Source organism: Natrinema sp. 1APR25-10V2, assembly GCF_031626495.1.
Classification (GTDB): domain Archaea; phylum Halobacteriota; class Halobacteria; order Halobacteriales; family Natrialbaceae; genus Natrinema.
This window is the reverse complement of the sequence record NZ_JAMQOJ010000007.1, coordinates 155,043-180,701: the sequence shown is the minus strand read 5'-3', so window position 1 is coordinate 180,701 and position 25,659 is coordinate 155,043. Positions and strand designations below refer to the sequence as shown.

The window sequence follows — 25,659 nt, the reverse complement described above, 5'->3', positions numbered from 1 at the left end:
TGGGCCGCGCCGGTCGCTCCTTCCAACCCCATGTTATAAACCGAAGACTCGAGTCCAGTAGGATATGGAACGTGTTGCAATCATCGGAGCCTCGATGACCCAGTTCGGGCAACGCGAGGGTGAGTGGGTGATGGATCTCCTCGCCGAGGCCGGAATCGAGTGTCTCGAGGACGCCGGTGTCGACGCCGAGACCGTCGAGCACCTGTACGTCTCGAACATGGCCAGCGGCGAGTTCGAGGGACAGACGGGCGTGCCGAACGCGCTGGCACACGACCTGAACGCGATGCCGGCCTACACCCAGCGCGTCGACCAGACGAGTTCGAGCGGCGGCGCGGGGATCTTCGCCGCCTGGCAGTCGGTCGCCAGCGGGGCCAGCGACATGACCCTGCTCGTGGGCGGCGAGAAGATGACCCACAAGACGACCGGGGAAGCCACGGACGTCATCGCGTCGCTGACCCACCCCGTCGAGTACAAAACCGGCGTCACGCTGCCGTCCTTTGCCGGACTCACCGCGCGCCACTACCTCGAGCGATTCGACGCACCCCGCGAGAGTCTCGCGAAGGTCGCCGTCAAGAACCACAAGAACGGCGTCGACAACCCGAACGCGCAGTTCCGAAAGGAGATCGACATGGAGACGGCCCTCGAGTCGCCGATCGTCGCCGATCCGCTGCGGCTGTACGACTTCTGTCCGATCACGGACGGCTCGGCCGCGCTCATGCTCTGTCCCGAGTCCGTCGCCGAGGAGTACGCCGACGAGTATGTCGTCATCTCGGGGATCGACGGCGCGACGGACACCCACGTCGTGCACGAGCGCGAGGACCCGACCGTGATGGGCGGCGTCGTCGAGAGCGGCAAGGGGGCATACGAGATGAGCGGCCTCGAGCCCGACGACATCGACGTGGCCGAACTCCACGACATGTTCACCATCCTCGAGTTCCTGCAGATGGAAGGACTCGGCTTCGCCGAGCAGGGCGAGGCCTGGAAGCTCGTCGAGGAGGGGTACACCGAGCGCGACACCGGCGAACTGCCGATCAACACCTCCGGCGGGCTCAAATCGAAGGGGCACCCGCTCGGTGCGAGCGGCGTCGCACAGGGCGTCGAGATCTACGAACAGCTCGTCGGCGAGGCCGGTCCCCGACAGGTCGAGGCGGAGACGGGGCTGTGCTGTAACGTCGGCGGCTTCGGTAACTGTGTCATCACCACCATCATGGAGGCTGCACAATGAGCATGGACGCGACCCGGTACGAGGACGGCTCGATCAGCTACCCCGGTCACCCGCGCGGCCCGAACGGCGCGGAGCCGGCGGAGACGATCGATCTCAGCGAGTACACCGCCGAGGTCGTCACGTGGACCACCAGCACCGCGACGCCGCCCGGCGTCCGCGAGCCGAACACGCTCGCGATCGTCGAGTTCCACGTAGATGGCGAGACGGTTCGCGCGATCGGACAGGTGACGACCGACGATATCGAAACCGGCGACGAAGTCGAACCCGTCTACGTCGACGAACTGCGCGAACCCGGTGCCGGCATTCGAGAACCCGAGAGTCAGGACTGGGACGGCTACCGGTTCCAGCCGGTCTAGCGGCCCTCGTTTTCGTCGCCGTCTGCGTCGTCAGCGTCGGCTCCGGTATCGGCGTCACCGCCATCACCATCGGCATCGCTCTCGTCCCTGTCGGCGCTCGCGCTCGAGTCGTCAGTCTCGTCCTCGTCGGCACCGTACCGATCCCGAAGCGTCTCGAGTTCGGCGTCGACGTCGACGGCCGAGTCGGGATCGGTGTCGGTGGCGTCGGAATCCGCGTCCGTTTCGGCATCGCTCAGCGGTCCGTCGTCGATGTCGATCGTGACGCCGCCTCCGCGCTCCGTTCGGTCGCCGTCTGCGTTCGTCTCGCTGTCGGCGGCGGCCCGGAGGCGACGGTCGACGTCGTCGCGGAGTTCGCGCGCGTCCTCGAGCAGGTCGCGTGCCTCCCTGTCGGCGGGCAATCCGCCCTCAGATGCGGCTCGCTGGAGTTCCGCCAGCACGGTGTCGAGCTGTGAGAGCGTCGTCTGACGGAGGTCGTTTGCCCGCTCGCTCGTCGCCTCGGCGGCCGCCGTCGTGCGGTCCCGAGCCGCTCGCTGGCCGCGAACGAGCCGAAGGCTCCGCTGGAACGCCTCGAGCGCGCGGACGCTGGCCTCGAGGACGGCCAGGGTTGCGGGCAGCGCGATCTCGTCGGTGAACCGAAGGAGCTCGCGCGGCGTGGGCGGTCGGAGCGGCGGCCGGCGTCGCGGACGCGACTCCTCGAGTTCCGCTCGGAGGTCGTCGATCGTCCGCGTGAGTTCGCGAACGGCGTCGGCGAGGTCGTCGTCGTGGTCGACCATACCCGACCTACGGCCGCCGGTGTGAAAAGCCGGCCGATCGTGTCAGGCACCCCTCTCGCGCGTCGGATTCTATTCCGGTGTCGTAAGCCACAATTTTTATTGTAGCACCGAGAGTCCGGCCAAACGGAATGGAAGACGAGCGCGAGGGGCTCGTGCCGGATGGTGCGACGTTCGCACGAGCACTCGGAACGCTCAAGCGCGACGGCAGCAATATTTTGCTCGTCGGCTCGGAGCCGACGAGCGTTCACGAAACCGCCTGTCGGCAGTTGCTGGGCTCGACGGTACGACACTCTCGATATCGACTATTCGTGACGGATACGGACGATCGGGCAGCTTGCAGCGTGACCGCAGACGCAGCGTCCGAGCGAGTCCGGACCGTCGAGTACCCGACGACTGACACGGAGCGGACCGAGCAAACGGAGATCGATAGCGGCAGGTCGTCGCCCGGAGCGCTCGGGATCAGGATCGTCGAAGCCATCGACGAGTTCGCCGAAACGGCCGACGGGCTCGAGCCGTCGGAACTCCGCGTCTGTGTCGACTCGCTCGTGCCGCTCCTCGACGAACACGACGCCGAGACCGTGTTTCGCCTGCTTCACATGGCGACGGCTCGCGTCGACAAGGCGTGCGGCATGGGCCACTACCACGTTCCGCTCGAACCGGACCACGAAGCCGTCACTCTCCTCGAGCCGATGTTCGACGCGATCGTCACGGTCCGTTCGCGCGAGGGGACCGCAGAACAGCAGTGGTATCTGCGCGAGGCGGACATGACGTCCGATTGGCTCGAGCTGTAGGTCGGCGACAGTCGATTTTCATGTGTGAATATATATATGTTCCCAACCGTGATTCTACGCGCGCTGTGAAACCACCCGACAGAACGCGGCGTTAGTCCGTCTTCTGCAGATGTTCCTCCAGCGATATCGGTGTTACGGTACAAGTTCTATATATCGAACGGCCTATCAGTTTACAGAGTCGCATACATGGTCGAAGCCACTACTGAGCTTCTCGGCGGAGCCGCTGTTACCGTTTTCCTCGCACTCCTCTTTTTCGGTGTCGTCGTCCTCTGGGACGTCGCCCTCGCCCTGCGCAGCGTCGGCGACAAGATCGACAAACTAGAGGACAACATCGACGACGATCTGACGGACATCGCTCACAGCTTGGACGGCATGTCGAACGCGGGCGGCGGCGGAACGCAACTGCACCTGAACGGTGGCGGGACGATCAGCTCCGGCCCGGGTGCGAACCAGCCGCAACAGCCCCAGCAGCCCGGCCACGGGCAGGGAGCAGCCGCACAGGGGGCCGCGGCCGCGCAGGCTGCACCCACCGGCGGCGTCGGTCCCCAGACTCAGTCACACGCCCAGCCCGAGCAGGGTCCGCAGGCGGCCCGCAGAGAGCGGGACGAGGGAGAGGCAGCCGACGACGCCGACGTTGCCGAATCACCGCCGCAGGACGACACGGTCGCTGCGGCGGACGACGACCCACAGACGTCGGACGACGATCCCGCCGACGAACCCGATGCAGACGAGGCCCCGGCCGACGAACCGGCTCCCGCGGAATCCGACAGTGAACCGGCCGACGGTGATGGTGACGACGAGCCGCATCCGCGAGCCGACAGCAACCGCGGCCGGTTCATCACGTCGCCCGATCGAACGGCCTGGTACGCCACGCCGCTGGACCGGGAGGCGATCGACGCGGCGCGGCCGGTGATCGCCGGCGAACTGCCCGCCGGCGGGGACGACGAAATCGACGAATCCGAAGTCATCGCGGCGGGACCGGTCGGCTCGAGCGAGGCGGTTCCGGCCGACGCAGCGGGAACAGACGACGCGGCTGGCACCACCGAAACCGATTCGGCCGACGCTGACGCCGATGAGACCGAGTCGACGGCCGGCGAGCAGTCCTCGGCGGCGGTCGACTCGAGTGGCGAATCGGACGACGAGGCGGAGTCGAGCGACGAACCGGACGCGGAGAGTGCCGACGAAGCTGCCGTGGCATCCGACAGCGACGATGCGACAGCAGCCGGCGGAGAAATCGGTGGCGAAGACGACGAGGAACTCGACGCCGACGATGATCTCGAGGTCGACGGCGACGACGACGAGATTCCGACATCGCCGGACGAGATCGACGTACTATCGTTCGACGAGACGGCTGACGACGGCGAGGCCGCGGACCCGGACGACGGGAGCGATGGGACCGAAACCGACGCGCAGTCCGACGGAGCGGCGGACGAGTCGGTGGCCGACGGCGAAGCCGGTACAGCGGACGATGCGGGCCGAGCCGACGTTCCGGACAGTTCCGGAGAGTCGACCGAGCCCGAACCGGCTGCCGACGAGACTGAGCCGACTGCCAACGAGCCTGAGGAAACGGCCACGGACGCGGACGACGCGCCACCCGCGGACGCCCTCTCCGGGTTCGCGTTCGACGAGGCCGGCGAGTTCGAACCCGAAGACGAGGACGTGACCGTCGAGGAGGCCGTCGACACCATGAACGAGGACGCGCCCGCCCCGGAGCTCTCGAGTCACCGGTTCGATGTGACGGCGACGGAGACCGACGGCGGCGGCGCGACACTGACCTTCGAGTTCGACACCGAGACGATCGACATCACGGGCTCGACCGAGCGACTCCTCCAGTACCAGATGCAGAGCTTCGCCGATCGGGAGTCGACACCGGACGGGGACGTGACCATCGGCCGAGATCGGATCGAGATCGACCTCTTCGACTCGGACGGCACTGCCGTCCAGCAGTGGGGCGAGGCGGCCGTCAGCATCATCGACCGAACGCTGTATCTCTCGGACAACAGTAACTGACCCGCCGCGTATCGCCACCCGTATCCGGCACCCGTCGCTGCTCTATCGCGCTCGAGCGAACGCGCGCCGCAGGACCGTCAACAGCACGTACGTCTCGTACTTCTGCGTGCGGCAGTGCGCGCAGGGCTCCATCTCGGCGACGATCTCGTCGATTGCGTCGCCGTGCTCTTCCGTGAGCAACTCGAGGAGCGCCTCGACTTCGGGTCGGGCGGCCTCGACCAGTTCGTCGACGGCGTCGCCGGCGCTCTCGGGGAGCGCGTACGAGAGGAGCATCGTGGTCGCGCCGTAGTACTTCGTCGTCCCGCCGCGACCCTCCTCGTATCGGACGACGTCGACGAGTCCCGCGTCCCGAAGCGTGTTGATGTGGTGTCGGATCGTGTTCTCCGTCCGATCGAAACCGCGGCTCGTGAGTTCCTCGTCGACATCGGCGGCGGTCATCGGTTCGTCGGCGAGCATATCGAGAATCATCGCCCGCACCGGCTCGTCGACGGCGGTCGAGACGTCGGCGTCCTGAATCGCGATATCCTGCAGCTGGATCTCCGGATGTGACTCGTGCATACGCTCATTCGACGCTCGAGGACCGAAAGCTGTTGTCCCGTTCCCGTTCGACGTGATCCCTTCGATCGAAGTCCTAGACGACTCGTTGCACCGGTCGAACCACTGCTCTCGGTACTCAAACATATCATCTAAAAAATACTTTTGGGGAAGGGGAGCCAACGATGAACTGTCCTATGACCCAGACGACACAGTTCCGCGTGCTGGACTTCGACTGCCCGACGTGTGCGAGCGTCGTCGAACGCGCGCTCGAGTCGACCGAGGGCGTCGAGTCGGCCGCGGTCCACTACACGACCGGTCGCGTCGAGGTCTCCTACGACGAGGACGCGGCCGACCCGACGGCGCTCGAGCGGACGATCGAGAATCAGGGCTACACTCCCCAGCCCGCCTGAACCGGGCCCAAGAGACTTCCCATGATGCTCAACCGGCTGCCGCCCGACTGGCAACGATACTACGCGAAACACCGCACGGCCATCGTCACGGCGACGACGGGCCTGCTCTACGTCGTCGGCTGGAGCCTCGGCTCCTTCGCCGACGCCGGCCTCGTAAGCGCCGCCATCCTCGTCCTCGCGACGATCGTCGGCGGTTACGACATCGCCAAACGCGGCTACTACGAGCTGCGGAGCCGCACCCTCGGCATCAAGACGCTCGTGACGCTGGCCGCCGTCGGTGCCGTCGGCATCGGCGCGTACTGGGAGGCCGCGGCCGTGGTCTTCCTCTTTAGTCTCGGGAGCTACCTCGAGGGGCGGACGATGCGCAAGACGCGCTCGGCGCTCCAAGAGTTGCTCGAGATGACGCCGGACACCGCGGTCGTCCGCCGCGACGGCGAACGCGTCGAAATCCCCGCCCGCGAGGTCGAAGTCGGCGAGGTCGTCCTCGTCAAACCCGGCGGGAAGATTCCCGTCGACGGGGAGGTCGTGGACGGCGAAAGCGCCGTGGATCAGGCACCCGTTACCGGTGAGAGTACCCCGGTCCGCAAGACCGACGGGGACGAAGTCTACGCCGGGACGATCAATCAGGACGGCGCGCTCGAGGTTCGGACGACCGGCGCGGGGGCCGACACGACCCTCCAGCGGATCATCCGGCGGGTCGAGGAGGCACAGGAGGCCCAGTCGCCGACCGAGAGCCTCATCGATCGGTTCGCGACGTACTACACGCCCGCGATACTCGCACTGGCGGTCGGCGCGTTCGCAGTCACGCGCGACGCCATGCTGGCGCTGACGCTGCTGGTGATCGGCTGCCCCGGCGCGCTGGTCATCGGGCCACCCGTGAGCATCGTCTCGGCGATCGGTAACGCCGCGCGCAACGGCGTCCTGATGAAAGGCGGCGAGCACTTAGAGACCGCCGGGAAGATCGATCTCGTCGCGTTCGACAAGACCGGGACGCTGACGAAAGGCGAGACGACCGTCGCCGACGTCGCGGGGTTCGGTGCCGAAGACGACGACGTGCTCCGGCTCGCGGCTATCGCCGAGGCGAAGAGCGAACACCACCTCGGGAGCGCCGTTCTCGAGGCGGCCGCCGAGCGCGTCGGCGCGGCCGACAGCGTCGCCACCGACGGCGGGGCGGCCGTCGAAACGAGGCCGTCCGGCGGACCGGCAGGGATCCCCGATCCCGACGAGTTCGACGTCGTTCCCGGGAAGGGCGTCGTGGCCCGCCACGACGGCCGCGAGATCGTCGTCGGCAACCGCGCGCTCCTCGCGGACCGGCGGATCGCCGTTCCCGACGATGTCGCCGACTACGTCCGTGAGCGCGAGGCGGCCGGCGAAACGGCCGTCCACGTCGTTCGCGACGGAACGGTCGTCGGCGCGATCGCGCTCCGCGACGAACTCCGCGAGGCCGCACCCGAAGTCGTTCGAGCGCTGCAGGACGCCGGTATCCGGACGGTGATGCTCACCGGCGACAACGAGCGGACCGCCCGCGCCGTCGCCGAGGAGATCGACATCGACGACTACCGCGCCGCGTTGCTGCCCGAGGACAAGCAGGCGGCGATCGAAGCCTTCCGCGAGGAGGGCTACGTCGTGGCGATGGTCGGCGACGGCATCAACGACGCACCGTCGCTAGCGACCGCCGACGTGGGCATCGCGATGGGTGCCGCGGGCACCGACACGGCGATCGAGACCGCCGACATGGCGCTGATGGCCGACGAACTGACGCGGATCCCCGACGCGATCGCCCTGAGCAAGGCGACCCGCTGGAACGTGTACGAGAACGTCGCCATCGCGGTCCTGACCGTCGGCCTCCTGCTCGCGGGCGTCCTCGGCAGCGTCGTCCACCTCGCCGGCGGGATGCTCGTCCACGAGGGCAGCGTCCTCCTCGTCATCCTGAACGGAATGCGCCTGCTGCGGTACTGAATCGTCTCCCCACGAGCCGATTCGACGATCGACACACCGACTCGAGCCGACTCCCCGATCACCATCCACCATCCGAACGAACTCATCATGTCCACGGAATCCACTCCGACCGACGCACAGACCGACGAAACGAACTGGGCAGTCACCTACGACGTCGATCCGATCCGGATCCGCGATCCGGTCGCCGAGGCGCTGGCCGTCCTCGAGCCGGGCGACCCCTTCGTCGTCGGCTACGAGGACGTTGTCACGGTCGCGGGCCACTCGTGTCCGACCGCTGCGGGCGCGTACCGAATCGCTCAGGTGGGGCTCGAGGCGCTGTATCCCGACTCGGACCCCGTTCGCAGCGAGATCGAAGTGCTGGCGACCGGTCCACGGGACGACCCCGGCTACGGCATCACCGGCCAACTGCTCTCGGTCGTCACCGGCGCGGCAGGGATCGACGGTTTCGGCGGACTGGCCGGCGGTTTCGGCGGTCGGCAGGGCCTGCTCTCGTTCGACGCCTTCCAGACCGATGCCGTCGGTCCGACGTTCCGGTTTCGCCGCACCGACACGGACGAGACGGTCGAAGTGACCTACCACGTCGGCGACGTGCCCGACGGCGGTCCCGCGATCGGACACCTCGGCGACCTCGTCGAGGGGACCGCGAGCGACGACCAGCGGGCGGCGTTCGCCGAGGCGTGGCACGGGCGGGTCCGCGCCGTTCTCGCGGACGATAGCCTCTTCTCGGTCACGCCGCTCGAGGACTGATCGCGGCTACCGCGTCCGCGGACCGGCCGCCCAGCGTAATCGCGGCTCGGTCCCCGATCCATACGTTTTTACTCGCCCCGCGCCCCCACACTGGTAATGCGAATCGAGAACAGCTTCATTCCCGTCCACGGAGTCGGGGAAGCCACCGAACGACGCCTCTGGGAGAACGGCGTCACCCACTGGGAGGAGTTCGACGGCAGCGTCGTCGGCTCGACGCTGGCCGACCGGATCGAGACGTTCATCGACGAGGGCTGGACCCACTTAGAGCGCGGCGACGTCTCCGTCTTCGCCGAGGCGCTGCCGGCCGCGAGCCGCTGGCGGTGCTACGAGAACGTCAGCGACGAGGCCTGCTTTCTGGACATCGAGACGACCGGCCTCAGCGCCGACCGGAACGACGTGACGACCGTCAGCCTCCACCGCGGCGGCGAGACCAAGACGTTCGTCAAGGACCGCGATCTGACGGGCGACCGCCTCGCGCGCGAACTCGAGGATTCGGCGCTGCTCGTCACGTTCAACGGCCAGCGATTCGACGTGCCCTTCCTCGAGACTTCGTTCGACCTCGAGGTCGACCTGCCCCACGTCGACCTCATGTATCCCTGCAAGAAACTCGGCCTCGATGGCGGGCTGAAGGCGATCGAGCGCGACCTCGGCATCGAGCGCGACATGCCCGATATCAGCGGCCGCGACGCGGTCCGCCTCTGGCACGAGTACGAGTCCGGCGACGACGCGGCCCTCGAGACGCTCGTGGAGTACAACCGCGCCGACACCCGCAACATGGAGCCGCTGATGGAGATCGTGACCGATCGGCTCCACGAGGACGTGTTCGAATCGGTGACCGCCGAGGAGTGACCGACTTCCGCGGCTTCCGGCCTGGCGGAACGCGACCGCAACCGCCCGGCGACGCCGACGAGCAGGTATTTACGGTGGCCGCTTCGTACTCGTTCGCATGACCGACTACGAGTACGAGACCGCCGTCGACGTTCGACTCCGCGACATCGATTTCATGGGTCACGTCAACAACGCGACCTACGCAACGTACCTCGAGCAGGCGCGGGAGGAGTACTTCCACGACGTGCTCGACGTCTCGCTGGTCGACACCGACACCGTCCTCGTGAGCCTCGAGCTCGCGTACGCAAAGCCCATCGAAGCCGGCGACGACGTCACGATCGCCGTCTCGGTGAACGATCTGGGAACATCGAGTATCCCGATGACCTACGAGATCAGGGCGAACGGTGAGCGTGCGGCGACGGCGGAAACCGTTCAGGTGCTCGTCGACTCCGAAACGGGCGAGTCGCGGCCGCTACCGTCGGAGTGGCGAACGCGGATCGAGCAACGAAGCGCGTAGCGTCGTGGTCGCCGCTGGCGATAGACCTGTCGAGCGGTCTCTCGACTGATCGTGCTTATTCGAGTTCGGAGACGGTTACGTCACCGTCGCTCGTGACGACGACGTGGTAGCCACAGAAGGGGAATTCGACGCGTCCGGTCGGCCGTTTTCGGCCGTTTTCGCGGGGTGCAAAGAGCGAGTCGAGGGCTTCGGGATTGATCACGTCGTAGAGGGCCTGATACTCCGGTGGTTCGAGCTCCATCGGGTCGACGCCTTCCCGTTCGGCGACAGCAGTGATAACTTCGAAACTCACAGATTGGCTGACTGTCGCATCCGACCGATCGGTTGAGAGTAGCATTGACCGGACTCTTTCTTCGATCCGGTATAAATCCTCTGGCCTCAACCCGTGCTTGGGACACGAATAAGTACGCCAATGATCACATCTGTCTATTGAAGCTATTATTGGGGACTATTTCAAGTAAAAATAAAATATATTACTCGAGTCTGGAACGCTTCAAGGGGTTACAGCGGGCGGCCAATCGGCGATTGTAGCCCGGTGAAGGAGGAAAACGAAGGTGAACGGTTTCGTCGCCGGAGAGGGGCACATGTTCGGGAAGACAGTTTGGTCGATTCGGCGGGTAGCCGTTCGTACGATGAACCCCTTCTCGAGCGGACGATCGACCGATGCGGTCGACGGCGATAGCGGCTTCGACGAACCGGGGACGTTCGCCCCCGAACACGTTCCGGACCCGGGGTCGTTCCTCGAGGGCCACGACGTGCTCGAGGGCGACGACCACGTCGCCTTCCACGATATCACGCGCGACCTGTTCGAAGAGCGCGGCGTCTACGATGCGACGTTCGGCTACAACCTCGCGCGGCTCAACCTCGACCGGCGCCACCCGGACGCGGGTTACCGATACGCCGTCGACGCCGACGACCCCACGGTCTTGCGAGCGGAGTTCAGCCCGACCACGGAGTTCTGCCCGCAGGCCGACGCGCTCGTCAAAGGATCGTTCCGCGCCTGGAACGGCCTGAGCGACCGCCACGAGTACGACCTGGTGCGCGTCCGAGTTCGACCAACCCACCACCAGTCAGCGACCCTCAACGAAACGCTCTCCGACCTCGAGGAGCGGTACCTCGAATCGGGCGAGGTGCCCGACGACTCGGCCGATCGAGGACCGAGTCGCGTCTTCGGGACTGGGAGCGAAGACGAGGAATCGTCCGCGCAGTCGCCGTTCTAGTTCCATGGGGAACGCGACCGTCACGCGCTGGTCGCGTGCGTTCGTCGCGGTCGGCATCGGCTTCTTTCTCGGGTGGCAGGTGGCCGTCGCCGCGGGACTGCCTCGAGTCGCGACCGTCCCGCTCGGCGTCTCCGGCTTCGTCCTCCACGTCGCCTTCGGCAAGGCGTACACGCTGGTTCCGTCGTACTTCGCTCGCGAACTCGCGGTCTCGCGCGCGCCGGCGCTCCACCTCCCGTTCGCGACCGTCGGCGCGGTCGGGGCCGCTGCGGCCGGGGCCGGGATCGGTCCGCCGATCGTCGCGCTTCTCGGGGCGGGAAGCTGGTTCGCCGGCTGTCTCGTCTTCGTCGCCGCGATCGGCTGGACCGTCCGTGACAACCCGACGGGGCGGGAAACCGGGACCGGTGCGACGGACGCCCACCGCGAGCGGGTCGACCGACTCGCGAACGCGGCCGTTCCCGTCGTCCTCGCGTACCTGCTCGTCGGCTCGTCACTGCCGCTCGCGGTCGAGTTCGGCCGCGAACTGCCGGCGATCGCTCCGGGGCCGGCGACGACCCACCTGCTCGCGGCCGGCACTGCGGCCCTGCTCGTGTTCGCGGTCGGATTCCGACTGCTGCCGCGACTGCTGGTCGTCTCGGTCCGGCCGACGCTCGTCGGCGTCGTGTTAGCCGCCGGTATCGCCGGCCCCGCCCTGCTCGCCGTCGACTTCCGCGGCGGGCCGCTCTTTCGTCTCGGCGGTGCCCTCGAGGCGATAGCCCTCGTCGGCTTCGCGGTCGCCGCCATCGACCTCTACCGGCGAAGCGACCGGCGGCGCGTCGGCGGTCGGGCGATCCTCGCCGCCGCCTGCTGTGCCGCGCTGATCGCCGTCTTGGGACTGCTGTTCGCGTTCGCACCGGCCGCGAGCGTCCCGGCGGCCGCGTACGACGCCCACTACCGGCTCGCCGTCGGCGGTTTCGTGGGCCTGACGATCGTCGGCGTCAGCTACCGTTTCTACCCGCCGGCCGTCGCGTCGCGGCGCGGGATCGGCGATCGGACCGCGCGGTTATCGGTCGCGGCTCTGGTCGCCGGATTAGCCGTCGAGGTCGCGGGACTGCTCGTATCTGCTCCGCAGGCGGTCACGATCGGGCGCTGGCTCTCCGTCCTCGGCGCGGCGCTCTACGCCGCCGTTTGCTGGACGATCTTTCTCGAGCGCGCCCGGTAGCGCGACGGACGTCAGCTTGCCCGGGCCTCGAGCCACCGGACGGCCGGCGTCGCAGTGATCCCGTGGACGACGATGGAGATGAGAACGACCGCACCGACGATCGCCCAGAGGAGGTCCGCGCCGGGGAACGCGGCGTGGTTCAGCCCGTACGCGAGGTAGTAGAAGGAGCCGATTCCGCGGACGCCGAAGAACGCGATCGTCGCTCGCTCGACGGGATCGCGGTCGAAGCCGAGGAACCCGACGAGACCGGCCAGTGGCCGCACGACGAACACGATCACGACCGCGGCGACGAGGGCGGGCAGCGTGAGCGGCTCGAGGAGGCCGCCCGCAATCGCGCCGCCGAAAAAGAGCATGATGAGCGCCATCATCACCTGTTCGGCGAACTCGCTGACCTCGTGGAGCGAGCGGTTGTACTCGTGGCTGCGCTCGTAGTTGCGTATCATCAGCGCCGCGACGAAAACCGCGATGAAGCCGTACCCGCCGACGATTTCCGTTGCGCCGTAGACTAACAGCGTGCCGGCGATCGCCTCGAGCCCCTGGACCGACTCCGCGACTGGGGTGTCGGGTTCGGTAGCGAAGACGGCGCGGGCGGTCAGATAACCGAGCACGACACCGACGACGACGCCGACGACGATCCGGTAGCCGAAATCGACGAGGAGCCACGCGCCGACCCAGTTCCCGGGCGCGAGTCCGAAGAGGGCGATGGCGATCGCCATGTTGGTGAAGGGAAACGCGAGCCCGTCGTTCAACCCCGCCTCGGATGTGAGCGCGAATCGGACCTCGTCTTGCTTCCCGGCCGCTTCCTCCAGCGACTCCTCCTCGGTTCCCATCCCGGGGCCGCGGACCTGGACTTCCGACGCCAGCACCGGATCGGTCGGCGCGATACACGCGCCGAGCAGGATCGCCGTCGGGACGACGAGGCCGAGCCACCACCCGAGCAGCGCCGCGCCGACGATCGATAGCGGCATCGTGATCGCGAGCAACCGCCACGTCGACGCCCACGCCCGCAGTCCGGGGAGCCGGTCGATTTTCAATCCGACGCCCATCAGTGCGACGATGACCCCGATCTCCGAGAGGTGCTCCGTCGTCGTCCCCTGCTCGAGCGGGTCCGGTGGGGGCAGGCCGATCGGCAGGCCGAAAGCGAGCAGACCGAGCACGACGAAGAAGATCGGCAACGAGATCGCTCGATCCGACACGAACCGGGGGAGGACGGCGACGCCGAACAACGCGATCCCGACGACGACGAGACCGATATTGTACAGCTCGAGGACCATCCAGTGGGAGACGGTATGGCCAATCGCTCCTTCATCCCGATGCCGGCGTTTGCAGAACGAATACATTTGCCGCGAGGCGGCGAGTCCACGTGTATGGATCGGAACGCGTCGGGAGCCGGGCCCGACGGGATGACGCGGCGGCGACTCCTGCAGTCGGGTGGGGCCGTCGCGCTGGCCGCGACCGCGGGCTGTATCGAGGAGATGGGATCGGAGTTTCCGAAAAACGAGAAGTGGCCGGTCTCGGAGTACGTCCCGTCGCTCCCCGTTTCGGAGCGATCGGAAGCCCTCGAGGAGCGGATTTCGGGCCTCGCCGACACGGCGATCACCGACCCGGACGAGCTGGCGTCGACGCTCGAGGAGTACGATCTCGCCGTCGAATCGATCGAGCGCGAGCGGGACGTACTGACGCTCGAGTACGTCAACACCGACCGAAGCGACGAGGGGAACGTTCACGACGTCGCGCTGTGCGCGGGGGGGTACGCCGCGTTGATCAGTTCGGGATACGACGCGACCGCGTTCGGCGTGACCATCCTCGACGACGCGCCCGCCTCGTACGGCTCTGCGACCGTCGAGACGCCGTGGGCCGTGTCGTACACCGAAGGCGAGTGGACCGCCGCCGAGTACGGCGAACTGGTCGTCTCGACGATCGAGTCCACGCGATACGAACCGACGGTCGACGTCTCACCGGACGGCTAGTTCGATACTACGGCCCCGGAGAGACGCCGACGCCGGACTCGTCCTCTCCTGTAGGCGGCGAGTCCTCGTCGGACTCGAGCGAACTCGAGAGGACGCCGCCGATCCCGTTCGGGCCGTGTCGGTGGATGGTCAGCAGGACGTTCGCCACGAAGAGGGCGACGCCGATCGTCGCGAGAGCGCTGCTCGCGGTGACGATTGCAGTCGGGAGTCCGACCAGCGGGCCGGCAGCCAGCCCGCCGAAGCCGACGAGCGTCGTCCAGAAGTCGGCCCGCTCGAGCCGGTCGTCGTAGAGGTCGTCGATCATCGGTACCTTCTCGAAGCCGAGCCGGTCGCTGTAGCGCTCGATCCAGATGATGAAGGGGACGATGTGGTAGAGCGAGCCGATGACGACGAAGCCGAAGACGCCGTACAGGAGGACGCCCCGGCCGTCCGGGTGGCCGAACAGCGATCCGTACGCGAGCGGATCGGCCCACCACGTCGGCGCGGCCAGTGCGACCCACGCGAGCAGCGACGCCACGACGACCCAGTACCGGGCGATCATCGGCGACCGCTCGACCGTCGCACCGGTCAGCAGCCGCCCGATGACGACCGCGAACGCGGTGAGGCCGACGAGTAGCGCGACTGCGCCCACACGCGCAAGCGGTGCGAGGGTGAGTCCCCGGCCGAGCGCGAGCATCGCCAGTCCCGCCGGAAAGGACACCTGCTCGAGGCTAAGCAGCCGTTCGTCGATCCGATCGGGCTCGGCCTGCGTGAACATCTTCCCGAGCTGAAAGAGCGCGCCGACGACCGTCGCGAGCAGGGCTCCGAACAGCGCGACCGTCGCGTGAGCGAGGTGGGCCTCGAGCCGAGTGAGCGAGAGCGAGTCGAACACCGGTGACGAGAAGTCCATCGCCAGCAAGAACCCCAGCGGCGCGACGAGCGCGAAACAGGCGAGCGCGAGCGCGAAGTGGCGCTCAGTGAAATCGTACGGCCGCGCACGTGCGAGCGTGCGACCGACGTTGTAGACGAACGTCCAGATCCCCGCCAGCATGAGGACACCGGCGACCGGCAGCCACGCGAGTGTGCCGACGAGCAGCGCGACCGCGAAACCGAGCAGTCCGGTAATGAGGAGCCACAGCTGCGCGGCCGCGAGTCGTCGCGAGTGGATCGCCACGCCGGACCAGACGGGGACGAACTGGGTCATCGCCCCCATGATCGTCACTGCGATCCAGCCAACTAACAGGACGTGGAGCTGTGCCAGTCCCGATAGCCCGGGAAGCGTTGCAACGGCCATTACCGTCCCGCCGCCGATCCCGACGGCGAGAAAGCCCAGTGCGAGGACGAAGTGCCGCAACGGGATCGCCATCGGGGGTTGCTGGTCGGTCCGCAACCCGCCCGGTATCTGATTCATACGTCGGGATTACATCCGCACGGCCGTGCCGTTCGTCCCGAACACGTTCGGAACGAAGCGTTTGGCCACGCGTCTCGTATACAGGACAGAGCCATGGAATCGAACCACGCCGCGACCGCCGACCGGTCTTCCGAGCCAGTGACCGGCCGAGACGAGGAGACGACCACCGTAACCGTCCGCTGTACCGGCCACGTCCGCGACGCCGTGGGCACGCACGAACTCGAGTTCACCTTCGAGGGGACCACGCTCCGGGCGTTCCTCGAGGACTTCTTCGACGAGTACGAACTCGAGGGGATGCTCATCGCCGAAACCGAAGCGGACGCGACCCACAGCGGCTGGGCACCGGTCCCCGACGACCTCCCCGGTACCTGGCGCAAGAACCCCGAGGGCGAGCAGACCCGGCCGTACGCGCGGGTCTGCATCAACGGTCGGTTCAACGAGCACCTCGAGGGGTTCGAAACGACCCTTACCGGGGACGATCGCGTCGCGCTGATCTACCCGTTCATGTTCTGCTGCTGACCGCGCTGCCGGTCGCGGCAGTCGCGGCGGTCGTGTCGGGCCGGCGATGCCGTCGTCGACTCGAGGCCGAACCGATTCGGCTCAGGGGTTACGGCCGTTCGTCGTCGAGATCGACGTATGACCGAAGACGTCTCCGGCGTCGAACCCGTAACGCGCCGCGATCACGACGCTTCGTGGTCGGCGAACCTCGAGAAGCCCGAGCACGCCGCGGACCGCGAGCTGGTCGTCGAGCAGGCGAAGGACGCGGTCCACGCGACCGAGTCGGGCTACCACGTCAACCTCGTCACCCACGGCGACCACGGCCGGCCCGAGGACTACCTCTGGGACGAACTCGAGGCCGCGTTCGACGGCATCCGGCTCGAGTACGTCGATCAGTGCGGCTGCGGCGGTCACGTGACTCGCGTTCACGTCGGCGAGGAGTGAGCCGATCGGCCCGACTTGCATGCGTGGGCCGGAGGGGTATCAGATCCGGAGCGCTACGGCCGACCATGAGTACGGGGACTCGCTCCACGGACGATCCGGTCACGTGCAGGATCTGCGGGACGGAAAACGAGACGTTCTACACCTACTGTCGTCGCTGTCTCGGTCACTTGCCGGCGAGCCCGAATAGATAGGAGCGACGAGCCGCCGGACGCGCGCGGACGGCGCTTCGATTCGAGCGCTTCTCGAGCCGTAGTCAGTCCGCGGCACCGCCGACGACCGGCCCCGCGCCCTCGTCGCTGATCTCGTCGTCCCGAAGGTAACACTGCGGGTCGGGCGCGAACAGATCGCCGGTCGTCGCCAGCGCCCGCAGTCGCGACGCGCCGCGACAGATCGACTGGTATCGACACTCCGCACACTTTCCGTTCAACCGCTCCTCGCGGTTCCGAAGCGCCTCGAGCAGCGGGCTCGATTCGTCGTTCCAGATCTCGCCGAACGGGCGGTCGCGGACGTTGCCCAGACTGTAGCCCTGCCAGAACTGCGTCGGGTGGACGTTTCCCTGGTAGTCGACGTCGGCGATTCGTTCGCCCGTCGGATCGCCGCCGTTTCGCTCGAGGTACTCGTAGACCGCCCGCGCTTTCGCCTCGCCGAACTCCTCGCGGGCGTACTCCACGAGGAAGGCCGCGTCGGCGTAGTTACCGACGAGCAGGGTTTCGATCTCCTCGCCCCGATCGTGGTACTCGAGGGTGAGATCCGCGACCCGCTTTACGGCCTCGCGCTTCTCGCGTGGCGTGAGATCGGCGTCGACGATCTCGGCCCCGCGACCGCCGTAGTCGAGGTGGTAGAAACAGAAGCGGTCCAGCCCCTTCTCCGCCAACAGGTCGACGACCCCCTCGAGGTCCGGCGCGTTGGCCTCGGTGATCGTGTAGCGCAGCCCGGTCTTGAGTCCGACCTCGAGGCAGTTCTCGATGCCGCGGACGGCGGCCTCGAACGCGCCCTCCTGACCGCGGAAGCGGTCGTTGCGCTCCGGCAGACCGTCTACCGAGATACCGGCGTACTGGAGCCCGGCGTCTCGCAGCGCCGCGGCTTTCTCGCGGGTGAGCAGCGTCCCGTTCGAGGACAGTACCGGCCGGAGCCCCTGCTCGGCCGCGTGGGCGACGAGTTCGATCAGGTCGTCGCGGACGAGCGGCTCGCCGCCGGAGAACAGCACGACGGGCGCGCCGAAGTCGGCGAGCTGGTCGAGGAACTCCTTCCCCTCGGCCGTCGTGAACTCGCCGGAGCCCGGCTCGGTCTCGGCGCCGGCGTAGCAGTGCGAGCAGTAGAGGTTGCACCGCCGGGTCGTGTTCCAGACGACGACCGGCCGACGCTGTCTCTCCTCGGCGATCTGTGGCTTTTGGGAGCCCTCGGCCGCGTCGTAGCGCAGCCCGTCGCCCTCGGCGTCGAGGTCACAGAGGAGTTTGCTGATCGAAATCACAGGCTGTTCACCTCGGAGGCACCGGCGGTCTCCTTGTAGACGCGCGGTTCGTCGCTCTCGTCGTCCTCACCATCGTCGTCGTTCTCGTCCGCATCCCTACCGGTCTCGTTCCGTTCGTCCGCCGCATCTGCGAGCCCGCGCGTCGAGTAGCGTTCGACCGCGTCGGCCGGACAGAGCCAGATATCCTCGGCGTACCAGCCGAACAGCCGCGAGGCGTGTTCGTGGGCCTCCGTCGCGCTCGCGGCGGCGACGCTGCCGACGTGTCGCATCGGGTCACCCGCCTCGTTGCGAACGAACACCTCCCACTGCGGGGCCGGATTACCGCGGTCGTCGCCCTCGACGCTCGAGCGGCGTGCCTTCTCTACCATACCTACACCTTCGAGACGAACTCGAAGGCCGTTCCGGCACCTCCCACGGCGTGGGAACACCGACGCGCGACGGCGAACATCTTCCCGTCTTCCCGGCCCGCGGGAACAGGAGGGCCGTTTTCGGTCGCTCGCCGCCCACTCTCCGCTATGCGCCCCGGCAATTTCGATACGTCCGAGCGACCGTTCGTCCTCATCTGGGAACTCACCCAGGCTTGCGGGCTCGCCTGCGACCACTGTCGGGCCGACGCCAAGCCCCAGCGTCATCCCGACGAGCTCTCGACGGCCGAGGGGAAGGAACTGCTCGAGCAGGCTGCTGACTTCGGCGACGGACAGCTCGTGGTCCTTTCGGGCGGCGATCCGCTCGTTCGCGACGACGTCCCGGAGCTGATCGCCCACGGCGACGATCTCGGGCTTCGGATGACGATCACGCCCAGCGGGACGGGTTCGCTGACCGCCGACCGGATCGAAGAGATGGCCGACGCGGGGCTCAAGCGGATGGCCGTCAGCCTCGACGGCGCCTCGCCCGAGGCCCACGACGCCTTCCGCGGCGAGGACGGCAGCTTCGAGGAGACGATCCGGGCCGTCGAGGACGCGCGTGCCGCCGGCGTCCCCGTTCAGGTCAACACGACCGTCTGCCGGCAGACCGTCGACGAACTCCCCGCGATCCGGGAGCTGCTGACCGATATCGGGGCCGTCATGTGGAGCGTCTTCTTCCTCGTGCCCGTCGGCCGCGGGCGCGTTCTCGAGCCGATCGCGCCCGACACGGCCGACGCGGTGATGGAGTGGCTGGCAGAGACCAGCGACACGGAACCGTTCGGCGTCAAGACCACCGAGGCCCCCCACTACCGACGGGTCGTGATGCAACGGCAGGCGACGGCCGACGACGGTGAGAGCAAACCGGATCCGGGCGTCCAGCGCCGCACCGGTATCGTCGCCGGCGACGGCTTCGCGTTCGTCAGCCACACCGGCGAGGTGTTCCCCTCCGGCTTCCTCCCCGAATCGGCGGGCAACGTCCGCGAGCGACCGATCACCGATATCTACCGGGACTCGTCGCTGTTCCGGTCGCTGCGGGACCGCGATCAGCTGTCGGGGAAATGTGGCGCCTGCCCCTACCGCCACGTCTGCGGCGGCAGCCGCTCGCGGGCCTTCGCCCACACCGGCGACCCGCTGGCGAGCGACCCGCTCTGTCCGTTCGTTCCGGAGGGGTACGACGGTCCGCTGCCCTGGGACGACGGCGGCGCGCGCGGCGTCTCGAGCGGCGACTGAGTCGCGATCCCCTCTCCTGACGCGCGCGGCTCACCGGGCGACTGTCACGAGAAAGTAGCTGCTGCGACGTCGGGACCGTGCTGGCTGACTCCACCAGTGACGATGCTTCGAGACGACGGGCACGGTCCCGAACGCCACTACCGATGACTCGGTAGAGCCGAGGATCGGTACGGCAGTCGGTTCGATCGATCGGGTGGCGTACACGCGACACCTGGATGTGGGTTATGTGGGTCGACGGCGGATGTGGCAGGCAACCGTCTCCCGGTCGCAGGGTGTCAGACGGGGCGTCGCGTGTAGTTCGTCGTCGGGCCGGACGGGCCGTCGTCGTTTCCCCGAAGATATTCGCGCGTCGGCGTGGGCTAGACCGTTACTCGAGGACGACCAGCGTGTCGCCCATGTCGACGCTCTCGCCTTCTTCGACGGCGATCTGCGTGACGGTGCCGCCCTGGGAGGCGACGATGTCGTTTTCCATCTTCATGGCCTCGAGGACGACCAGTACGTCGCCGGCTGCGACCTCGTCGCCCTCCTCGACTTCGACGTCGAGGATCGTCCCCTGCATCTCGGCGTCGACGGTCTCGCCCTCGCCCTGAATCTCGGTTTCGCCGCCGCTGTCCCCGCCGGCGGGCTCCGGTCGGCTGGCCTGGCCGGCGCTGGCGTCGACGTCCCCGGCCGGAATCGCGGGCGCGCCGTGTTCCTCGAGTTCGACCTCGAAGCGCTTGCCGTTGACCTCGACGGTGAACTCGCGTTCGACGGACTCCTCGTCGTCTTCGCTGCCGCCGTCGCCGGTGTCGCCGCCCCACTGTTCCTGGGCTTCCTCGATGCGGGTCTCGTCGAGTTCCTCGTCTAAGTATTTCGTCGTGTGCGTACTCTGGACGAACTCCTCGTCGGTGAGCATCAGCCGGTGGAACGGGATGATCGTCGGGATGCCCTCGATCTGGTACTCCCGCAGGGCGCGCAGCGACCGCTCGATACACTCGTCGCGGTCCTCGCCCCAGACGACGAGTTTGGCGATCATCGAATCGTAGTCGGTGACGAGGTCGTCGCCCTGACGGAGCGCGTCGTCGAGTCGGACGCCGATCCCGCCCGGCGGGTCGTAGGTCTCGAGCGTGCCGCCGGTCGCGGGCGCGAAGTCGTTGGCCGCGTTCTCGGCGTTGATCCGGAACTCCATCGCGTGGCCGTCGATCTCGACGTCGTCCTGCTCGAAGTCGATCTCCTCGCCGGCGGCGACCTTGATCTGGCGCTTGACGATGTCGAGGCCGGTAATCTCCTCGGTGACCGTGTGTTCGACCTGGATCCGCGTGTTGACCTCGAGGAAGAAGAAGTTAGCGTCGGGGCCGAGCAGTTCGCCCGCCTCGCGGTCCTCCTCCTCGACGAGGAACTCGACGGTACCGGCGTTGGTGTAGTCCGCGGCGGCGACCCCGCGGCGGGCGGCCTCGCCGATCTTCTCGCGGAGTTCGTCCGAGAGCGCCGCCGATGGCCCCTCTTCGATGACCTTCTGGTGGCGGCGCTGGAGCGAGCAGTCACGCTCGCCCAGATGGCGAACGTTGCCGTGCTCGTCGGCCAGAATCTGGACCTCGATGTGACGGGGCTGCTCGAGGTAGCGCTCGAGGTAGACCGAGTCGTTGTCGAAGTAGGCCTCGCCCTCGCGCTGGGCGCTCTCGAGTTGGTCCTCGACCTCGCTTTCGTCCCAGACGACCTTCATCCCGCGGCCGCCACCGCCGCCTTCGGCCTTGATGGCGATCGGATAGCCGTGCTTTTCGCCGAACTCCTTGACCTCCTCGGGGTCGGTGACGGGATCGGTCGTCCCGGGGACGATCGGCACGTCGGCCTCGTTCATGATGGTCCGGGCCTTGGTCTTCTCGCCGAGCGACTCCATGGCGTCGCTCGAGGGGCCGATCCAGGTGATCCCCTCGGCGTCCTCGACCTTGCCCGCGAACTCGGCGTTCTCCGCGAGGAAGCCGTAGCCGGGGTGGATGGCGTCGGCGTCGGCCTTCCGCGCGGCCTCGATGACGGCTTCGTGATCGAGATAGGAGTCGGCCGCGCGCGCCGGCCCGACGTTGTATGCTTCGTCCGCGTAGCGGACGTGACCCGAGTCCTTGTCGGCCTCGGAGTAGACGGCGACGGTTCCGATGTTCAACTCTTCGCACGCCCGCATGACACGAACGGCGATCTCCCCGCGGTTCGCAACGAGAACCTTCCTGAACATTCCTGTGGAAACCGTCGACAGGGCCCTACCTTACTTTTTCGCAACGGGTTCGATTCCGCGTCAGTTTTTGCCGGCCGATAGACCCTGCCCCCGTCGAATCGCACTCGAATCGCCCCGCGGGCCGACCGAAACCAATACCCATGCTAGTTATGGGCAATCGTTATCCGCTGTCGACCCCTGAGACAAGCATGTTCGAGTTCGTACCCGGTCCGTTGCAGATCCAGTCGCTGCTCGAGGATCCGCTCTTGATCGTGGGCGCAGTCGCCCTCCTGCTCGTGGTGATCACGGTCTGGCAGATGATCGAGATCGTCGACGCCTACGACAGGGCCGCCCTGACCGTCTTCGGCGAATACCGCAAACTGCTCGAGCCGGGGCTGAACGTCGTGCCGCCGTTCGTCTCCCGGATCTACACGTTCGATATGCGGACGCAGACGCTGGACGTGCCACAGCAGGAGGCCATCACGCGGGACAACTCCCCCGTCACGGCCGACGCCGTCGTCTACATCCGGGTGATGAACGCAAAACGTGCCTTCCTCGAGGTCGACGACTATCAGCGCGCTGTCTCGAACCTCGCCCAGACCACCCTGCGCGCCGTGATCGGCGACATGGAACTCGACGACACGCTCTCCCGTCGGGAGATGATCAACGAGCGCATCCGACACGAACTCGACGAACCCACCGACGAGTGGGGCATCCGCGTCGAATCCGTCGAGGTCCGCGAAGTGACCCCGTCCGCGGGCGTCAAGGGCGCGATGGAGGAACAGACCTCCGCCGAGCGCCGCCGCCGCGCCATGATCCTCGAGGCTCAGGGCGAACGTCGAAGCGCCGTCGAGAAAGCGGAAGGTGACAAGCAGTCGAACATCATCCGCGCACAGGGGGAGAAACAGAGCCAGATCCTCGAGTCCCAGGGTGACGCGATCTCGACCGTCCTGCGGGCCCGGTCCGCGGAATCGATGGGCGAGCGCGCGGTCATCGACAAGGGTATGGAGACGCTGGCCGACATCGGTCAGGGCGCGTCGACGACGTTCGTCATGCCCCAGGAACTCACCTCGCTGGTCGGCCGCTACGGCAAGCACCTCTCGGGCAGCGACGTGAAAGGCAACGGCGCGGACCTCGAGAGCCTCGAGTTCGACGAGGAGACTCGAGAGCTGATCGGCTTAGACGACATCGCCGACATCATCGGTGAGATCGACGAACAGGCGGAGATGGACGTCGAAGCGATGGAACAGCAGGCCCAGGCGATCAAGGAAGGGCAGGACGTGGGAATGGACGCCAACGAACCGATCACGATGTCCGAAACCGACGACGAACCGGAGCCCGAACTGGGATCGGATTCGGAATAGCGCCGTCGGTGTCGGTTCGAGCTCTCTCCTGCGGTGACTCGATCGAAAAGGTGTCTGCGTTGGGTCAGAACCGTTTGGTCCGGCCCGCGGCCGACCACGGGTCGGTCGGCGCGTCACGGGGCACACGGGAAGTCCGGTGTTGCTGTGCGCGAACCCGACCGGCGAAGGCCCAGCGCTTGTCGTCCCACGTCTCCTCGCCGCCGGCCGCCGCCGCAGCCGCCGCGAGCGCCTGATCGTGGAGGTGGGCACCGACGGCGGCCGCGATGGCCGCGGCCTCCTCGTCGTCCGCGTCGTCGGGCAGATCGAGGGTGACGTCGCCGGGCAGGGCCGCCTCGAGTTCCGCCGAGGTGTCGTCGCTCGGTCCCTCGCTGTCCGCATCCGCGGCGCGGTCGTCGGCCGACGGCTGTTGCTGGGTGGTCATGTTACAGCGGGATGTTGCCGTGTTTCTTGTCCGGGTTGGACTCGCGTTTGGTCTCGAGCATCTCGAGGTCGCGGATCAGCCGCGGCCGGGTTTCGGTCGGGACGATGACGTCGTCGAGGAAGCCCTTGTCCGTCGCGGTGTAGGGGTTGGCGAACTCCTCGCGGTACTCCTCGATGAGTTCGTCGCGGAGTTCGTCGGGGTTGTCGGCCTCCTCGAGTTCCTCGCGGTAGAGGATGTTGACCGCGCCCTGCGGGCCCATGACGGCGATCTCGGCGGTCGGCCAGGCGTAGTTGACGTCCGCGCCGAGGTTCTTCGAGGCCATGACGCAGTAGGCGCCGCCGTAGGCCTTGCGCGTGATGACAGTCAGCAGGGGGACGGTCGCCTCGGCGTAGGCGTACAGCAGCTTCGCGCCATGGCGGATGATCCCGCGGTGTTCCTGGTCGGTGCCGGGCATGTAGCCGGGAACGTCGACGAAGGTGACGATCGGGATGTTGAACGAATCGCAGAAGCGGACGAACCGTGAGGCCTTCATCGAGGCGTCGACGGTCAGCGTGCCGGCGTTAACTCGCGGCTGGTTGGCCACGAGGCCGACCGAGCGACCGTCGAGTCGGCCGAACCCGACGACGATGTTCTGGGAGAAGTTGTCCGCGACCTCGAAGAACGAGCCCTCGTCGACGACCGAGTCGATGACGTTGGTCATGTCGTAGGGCTTCTGCGGGCTCGGCGGGACGATGTCCTTGAGCTGGTCGTCGCGGCGGTCGGGGTCGTCCCACGGCTCGACGCGGGGCGGGTCCTCGACGTTGTTCTGCGGCAGATAGGAGAGAAGCCGCTTGATGTCGTCAAGCGCCTGCTCCTCGCTCTCGCAGGCGAACTGGGCGACGCCGGTCTTGTTGGCGTGGGTCATCGCACCGCCGAGTTCCTCGTGGGAGACCTCTTCTCCGGTGACGGTCTTGGTGACACCGGGGCCGGTGATGTACATGTGGCTGGTGTCTTTGACCATGAAAATGAAGTCCGTGATCGCGGGAGAGTAGACGGCCCCGCCAGCGCACGGCCCCATCGTCGCCGAAATCTGTGGGACCACGCCGCTGGCCTCCTGATTCCGGCGGAAGATCTCGGTGTAGCCGGCGAGGCTCTTGACACCTTCCTGAATGCGGGCGCCCGCGGAGTCGTTGAGCCCGATGACGGGCGCGCCGACCTCCATGGCCATGTCCATGACCTTGCAGACCTTCTCCGCGAAGACTTCGCCGAGCGAGCCGCCGAAGACGGTGAAGTCGTGGGCGAAGACGAACGTGGTCCGCCCGTTGACCTCGCCGTGGCCCGTGACGACGCCGTCGCCTGGAATCTTCTTCTCCTCCATCCCGAACTGGCTCGTCTGGTGGGTCCGGAGCTGGTCGAACTCCGTGAACGTCCCGTCGTCGAGGAAGTAATCGATCCGCTCGCGGGCAGTCATCTTCCCCTTGTCGTGTTGCTTCTCGATCCGCGCCTCGCCGCCGCCTTTGCGTGCCTCTTCGCGAAGTTCCTCGAGTTCGTCGATGCGATCTTCCATCGTCATAGGGAAACCCTCCAGTACCGACTCATTGCCCGTGGCAACGGTCACCTGAATAAAAAACGTTCTGTAACTCGTATTATTTCCCATGAGGGTTCAGGTGTTATCATGACACACGGCCGAAGCGATCGCTCGAGCAACAACCGCTCGTATCGGGTCCCATCA

Annotated in this window: 26 protein-coding genes; 16 read left to right on the top strand and 10 right to left on the bottom strand. The window is 67.1% G+C overall.

What is annotated here, in order from left to right:
• Window positions 1–64: 64 nt before the first annotated feature.
• Window positions 65–1,225 (top strand): thiolase family protein, encoded by a 1,161-nt coding sequence (locus tag NDO75_RS21470; RefSeq protein WP_310908659.1) that lies wholly within the window; start codon window positions 65–67, stop codon window positions 1,223–1,225.
• Window positions 1,222–1,581 carry a nucleic acid-binding protein gene (locus NDO75_RS21465; protein ID WP_310908658.1) on the top strand — a complete coding sequence of 120 codons (360 nt, stop codon included), beginning with the start codon at window positions 1,222–1,224 and terminating at the stop codon, window positions 1,579–1,581. The genes NDO75_RS21470 and NDO75_RS21465 overlap by 4 nt, the downstream gene beginning before the upstream one ends.
• On the opposite strand, the gene NDO75_RS21460 is transcribed toward NDO75_RS21465, so the two are convergent.
• Window positions 1,578–2,354, bottom strand: a complete 777-nt coding sequence (locus tag NDO75_RS21460) for a hypothetical protein (RefSeq protein ID WP_310908657.1) — start codon at window positions 2,352–2,354, stop codon at window positions 1,578–1,580. The two genes, NDO75_RS21465 and NDO75_RS21460, sit on opposite strands and share 4 nt — an antisense overlap.
• 128 nt (window positions 2,355–2,482) lie before the next feature.
• On the opposite strand from NDO75_RS21460, the gene NDO75_RS21455 reads away from it, so the two are divergent.
• Both NDO75_RS21455 and NDO75_RS21450 read left to right on the top strand, forming a co-directional pair.
• Window positions 2,483–3,145 (top strand): hypothetical protein, encoded by a 663-nt coding sequence (locus NDO75_RS21455; protein ID WP_310908656.1) that lies wholly within the window; start codon window positions 2,483–2,485, stop codon window positions 3,143–3,145.
• A 186-nt stretch (window positions 3,146–3,331) separates the two neighbouring features.
• Window positions 3,332–5,155, top strand: coding sequence for an AAA family ATPase (locus NDO75_RS21450; RefSeq protein WP_310908655.1), 1,824 nt, complete (start codon window positions 3,332–3,334; stop codon window positions 5,153–5,155).
• Between the two features lie 42 nt (window positions 5,156–5,197).
• Here NDO75_RS21450 and NDO75_RS21445 read toward each other — a convergent pair whose 3' ends face one another.
• Window positions 5,198–5,713 (bottom strand): helix-turn-helix domain-containing protein, encoded by a 516-nt coding sequence (locus NDO75_RS21445; RefSeq protein ID WP_310908654.1) that lies wholly within the window; start codon window positions 5,711–5,713, stop codon window positions 5,198–5,200.
• A 173-nt stretch (window positions 5,714–5,886) separates the two neighbouring features.
• Here NDO75_RS21445 and NDO75_RS21440 point away from each other — a divergent pair, with 173 nt between their 5' ends.
• From NDO75_RS21440 to NDO75_RS21420, 5 genes are all read left to right on the top strand, one after another.
• On the top strand, window positions 5,887–6,102 hold the full coding sequence (locus NDO75_RS21440) for a heavy metal-associated domain-containing protein (protein ID WP_310908653.1): 216 nt from the start codon (window positions 5,887–5,889) through the stop codon (window positions 6,100–6,102).
• Window positions 6,103–6,123: 21 nt separating this feature from the next.
• Window positions 6,124–8,061, top strand: coding sequence for a cation-translocating P-type ATPase (locus NDO75_RS21435; protein ID WP_310908652.1), 1,938 nt, complete (start codon window positions 6,124–6,126; stop codon window positions 8,059–8,061).
• 87 nt (window positions 8,062–8,148) lie between these two features.
• The gene (locus NDO75_RS21430) at window positions 8,149–8,808 is read left to right on the top strand and encodes a hypothetical protein (RefSeq protein WP_310908651.1); all 660 of its coding nucleotides are present in this window, start codon (window positions 8,149–8,151) and stop codon (window positions 8,806–8,808) included.
• Between the two features lie 96 nt (window positions 8,809–8,904).
• On the top strand, window positions 8,905–9,657 hold the full coding sequence (locus NDO75_RS21425; protein WP_310908650.1) for a ribonuclease H-like domain-containing protein: 753 nt from the start codon (window positions 8,905–8,907) through the stop codon (window positions 9,655–9,657).
• 97 nt (window positions 9,658–9,754) lie between these two features.
• Window positions 9,755–10,153 (top strand): thioesterase family protein, encoded by a 399-nt coding sequence (locus NDO75_RS21420; RefSeq protein ID WP_310908649.1) that lies wholly within the window; start codon window positions 9,755–9,757, stop codon window positions 10,151–10,153.
• A 55-nt stretch (window positions 10,154–10,208) separates the two neighbouring features.
• Here NDO75_RS21420 and NDO75_RS21415 read toward each other — a convergent pair whose 3' ends face one another.
• Window positions 10,209–10,490, bottom strand: a complete 282-nt coding sequence (locus tag NDO75_RS21415; RefSeq protein WP_310908648.1) for a HalOD1 output domain-containing protein — start codon at window positions 10,488–10,490, stop codon at window positions 10,209–10,211.
• 247 nt (window positions 10,491–10,737) lie between these two features.
• Between NDO75_RS21415 and NDO75_RS21410 the strand changes: the two genes are divergently transcribed.
• Together NDO75_RS21410 and NDO75_RS21405 are read left to right on the top strand one after the other, a co-directional pair.
• Window positions 10,738–11,373 carry a hypothetical protein gene (locus tag NDO75_RS21410; protein ID WP_310908830.1) on the top strand — a complete coding sequence of 212 codons (636 nt, stop codon included), beginning with the start codon at window positions 10,738–10,740 and terminating at the stop codon, window positions 11,371–11,373.
• 4 nt (window positions 11,374–11,377) lie between these two features.
• Window positions 11,378–12,571 (top strand): hypothetical protein, encoded by a 1,194-nt coding sequence (locus NDO75_RS21405; RefSeq protein ID WP_310908647.1) that lies wholly within the window; start codon window positions 11,378–11,380, stop codon window positions 12,569–12,571.
• Window positions 12,572–12,582: 11 nt separating this feature from the next.
• Here NDO75_RS21405 and NDO75_RS21400 read toward each other — a convergent pair whose 3' ends face one another.
• Window positions 12,583–13,845: a cation:proton antiporter gene (locus tag NDO75_RS21400; RefSeq protein WP_310908829.1), complete on the bottom strand. Its 1,263-nt coding sequence runs from the start codon at window positions 13,843–13,845 to the stop codon at window positions 12,583–12,585.
• Between the two features lie 93 nt (window positions 13,846–13,938).
• On the opposite strand from NDO75_RS21400, the gene NDO75_RS21395 reads away from it, so the two are divergent.
• Complete coding sequence (locus NDO75_RS21395) at window positions 13,939–14,541, top strand: hypothetical protein (protein WP_310908646.1); 603 nt, start codon at window positions 13,939–13,941, stop codon at window positions 14,539–14,541.
• 7 nt (window positions 14,542–14,548) lie between these two features.
• Here NDO75_RS21395 and NDO75_RS21390 read toward each other — a convergent pair whose 3' ends face one another.
• Window positions 14,549–15,931 (bottom strand): hypothetical protein, encoded by a 1,383-nt coding sequence (locus NDO75_RS21390; RefSeq protein ID WP_310908645.1) that lies wholly within the window; start codon window positions 15,929–15,931, stop codon window positions 14,549–14,551.
• Window positions 15,932–16,024: 93 nt separating this feature from the next.
• Between NDO75_RS21390 and NDO75_RS21385 the strand changes: the two genes are divergently transcribed.
• Together NDO75_RS21385 and NDO75_RS21380 are read left to right on the top strand one after the other, a co-directional pair.
• On the top strand, window positions 16,025–16,450 hold the full coding sequence (locus NDO75_RS21385; protein ID WP_310908644.1) for a pterin cluster protein: 426 nt from the start codon (window positions 16,025–16,027) through the stop codon (window positions 16,448–16,450).
• Between the two features lie 117 nt (window positions 16,451–16,567).
• Window positions 16,568–16,873 (top strand): CGCGG family rSAM-modified RiPP protein, encoded by a 306-nt coding sequence (locus NDO75_RS21380; protein ID WP_310908643.1) that lies wholly within the window; start codon window positions 16,568–16,570, stop codon window positions 16,871–16,873.
• 253 nt (window positions 16,874–17,126) lie between these two features.
• Here the strand turns inward: NDO75_RS21380 and NDO75_RS21375 are convergent, their stop codons facing one another.
• Both NDO75_RS21375 and NDO75_RS21370 read right to left on the bottom strand, forming a co-directional pair.
• Complete coding sequence (locus tag NDO75_RS21375; RefSeq protein ID WP_310908642.1) at window positions 17,127–18,344, bottom strand: TIGR04347 family pseudo-SAM/SPASM protein; 1,218 nt, start codon at window positions 18,342–18,344, stop codon at window positions 17,127–17,129.
• On the bottom strand, window positions 18,341–18,712 hold the full coding sequence (locus NDO75_RS21370; protein ID WP_310908641.1) for an Htur_1727 family rSAM-partnered candidate RiPP: 372 nt from the start codon (window positions 18,710–18,712) through the stop codon (window positions 18,341–18,343). Before NDO75_RS21370 ends, NDO75_RS21375 begins: the two co-directional genes overlap by 4 nt.
• Before the next feature lie 147 nt (window positions 18,713–18,859).
• Between NDO75_RS21370 and NDO75_RS21365 the strand changes: the two genes are divergently transcribed.
• Window positions 18,860–19,978: a TIGR04053 family radical SAM/SPASM domain-containing protein gene (locus NDO75_RS21365; protein WP_310908640.1), complete on the top strand. Its 1,119-nt coding sequence runs from the start codon at window positions 18,860–18,862 to the stop codon at window positions 19,976–19,978.
• Window positions 19,979–20,345: 367 nt separating this feature from the next.
• On the opposite strand, the gene NDO75_RS21360 is transcribed toward NDO75_RS21365, so the two are convergent.
• The gene (locus NDO75_RS21360; protein ID WP_310908639.1) at window positions 20,346–22,184 is read right to left on the bottom strand and encodes an acetyl-CoA carboxylase biotin carboxylase subunit; all 1,839 of its coding nucleotides are present in this window, start codon (window positions 22,182–22,184) and stop codon (window positions 20,346–20,348) included.
• Window positions 22,185–22,372: 188 nt separating this feature from the next.
• On the opposite strand from NDO75_RS21360, the gene NDO75_RS21355 reads away from it, so the two are divergent.
• Window positions 22,373–23,527: an SPFH domain-containing protein gene (locus NDO75_RS21355; RefSeq protein WP_310908638.1), complete on the top strand. Its 1,155-nt coding sequence runs from the start codon at window positions 22,373–22,375 to the stop codon at window positions 23,525–23,527.
• A 64-nt stretch (window positions 23,528–23,591) separates the two neighbouring features.
• Here NDO75_RS21355 and NDO75_RS21350 read toward each other — a convergent pair whose 3' ends face one another.
• Both NDO75_RS21350 and NDO75_RS21345 read right to left on the bottom strand, forming a co-directional pair.
• Window positions 23,592–23,948: a hypothetical protein gene (locus NDO75_RS21350; RefSeq protein ID WP_310908637.1), complete on the bottom strand. Its 357-nt coding sequence runs from the start codon at window positions 23,946–23,948 to the stop codon at window positions 23,592–23,594.
• Window position 23,949: 1 nt separating this feature from the next.
• Window positions 23,950–25,494: an acyl-CoA carboxylase subunit beta gene (locus tag NDO75_RS21345; RefSeq protein ID WP_310908828.1), complete on the bottom strand. Its 1,545-nt coding sequence runs from the start codon at window positions 25,492–25,494 to the stop codon at window positions 23,950–23,952.
• Between the last annotated feature and the right edge of the window lie 165 nt (window positions 25,495–25,659).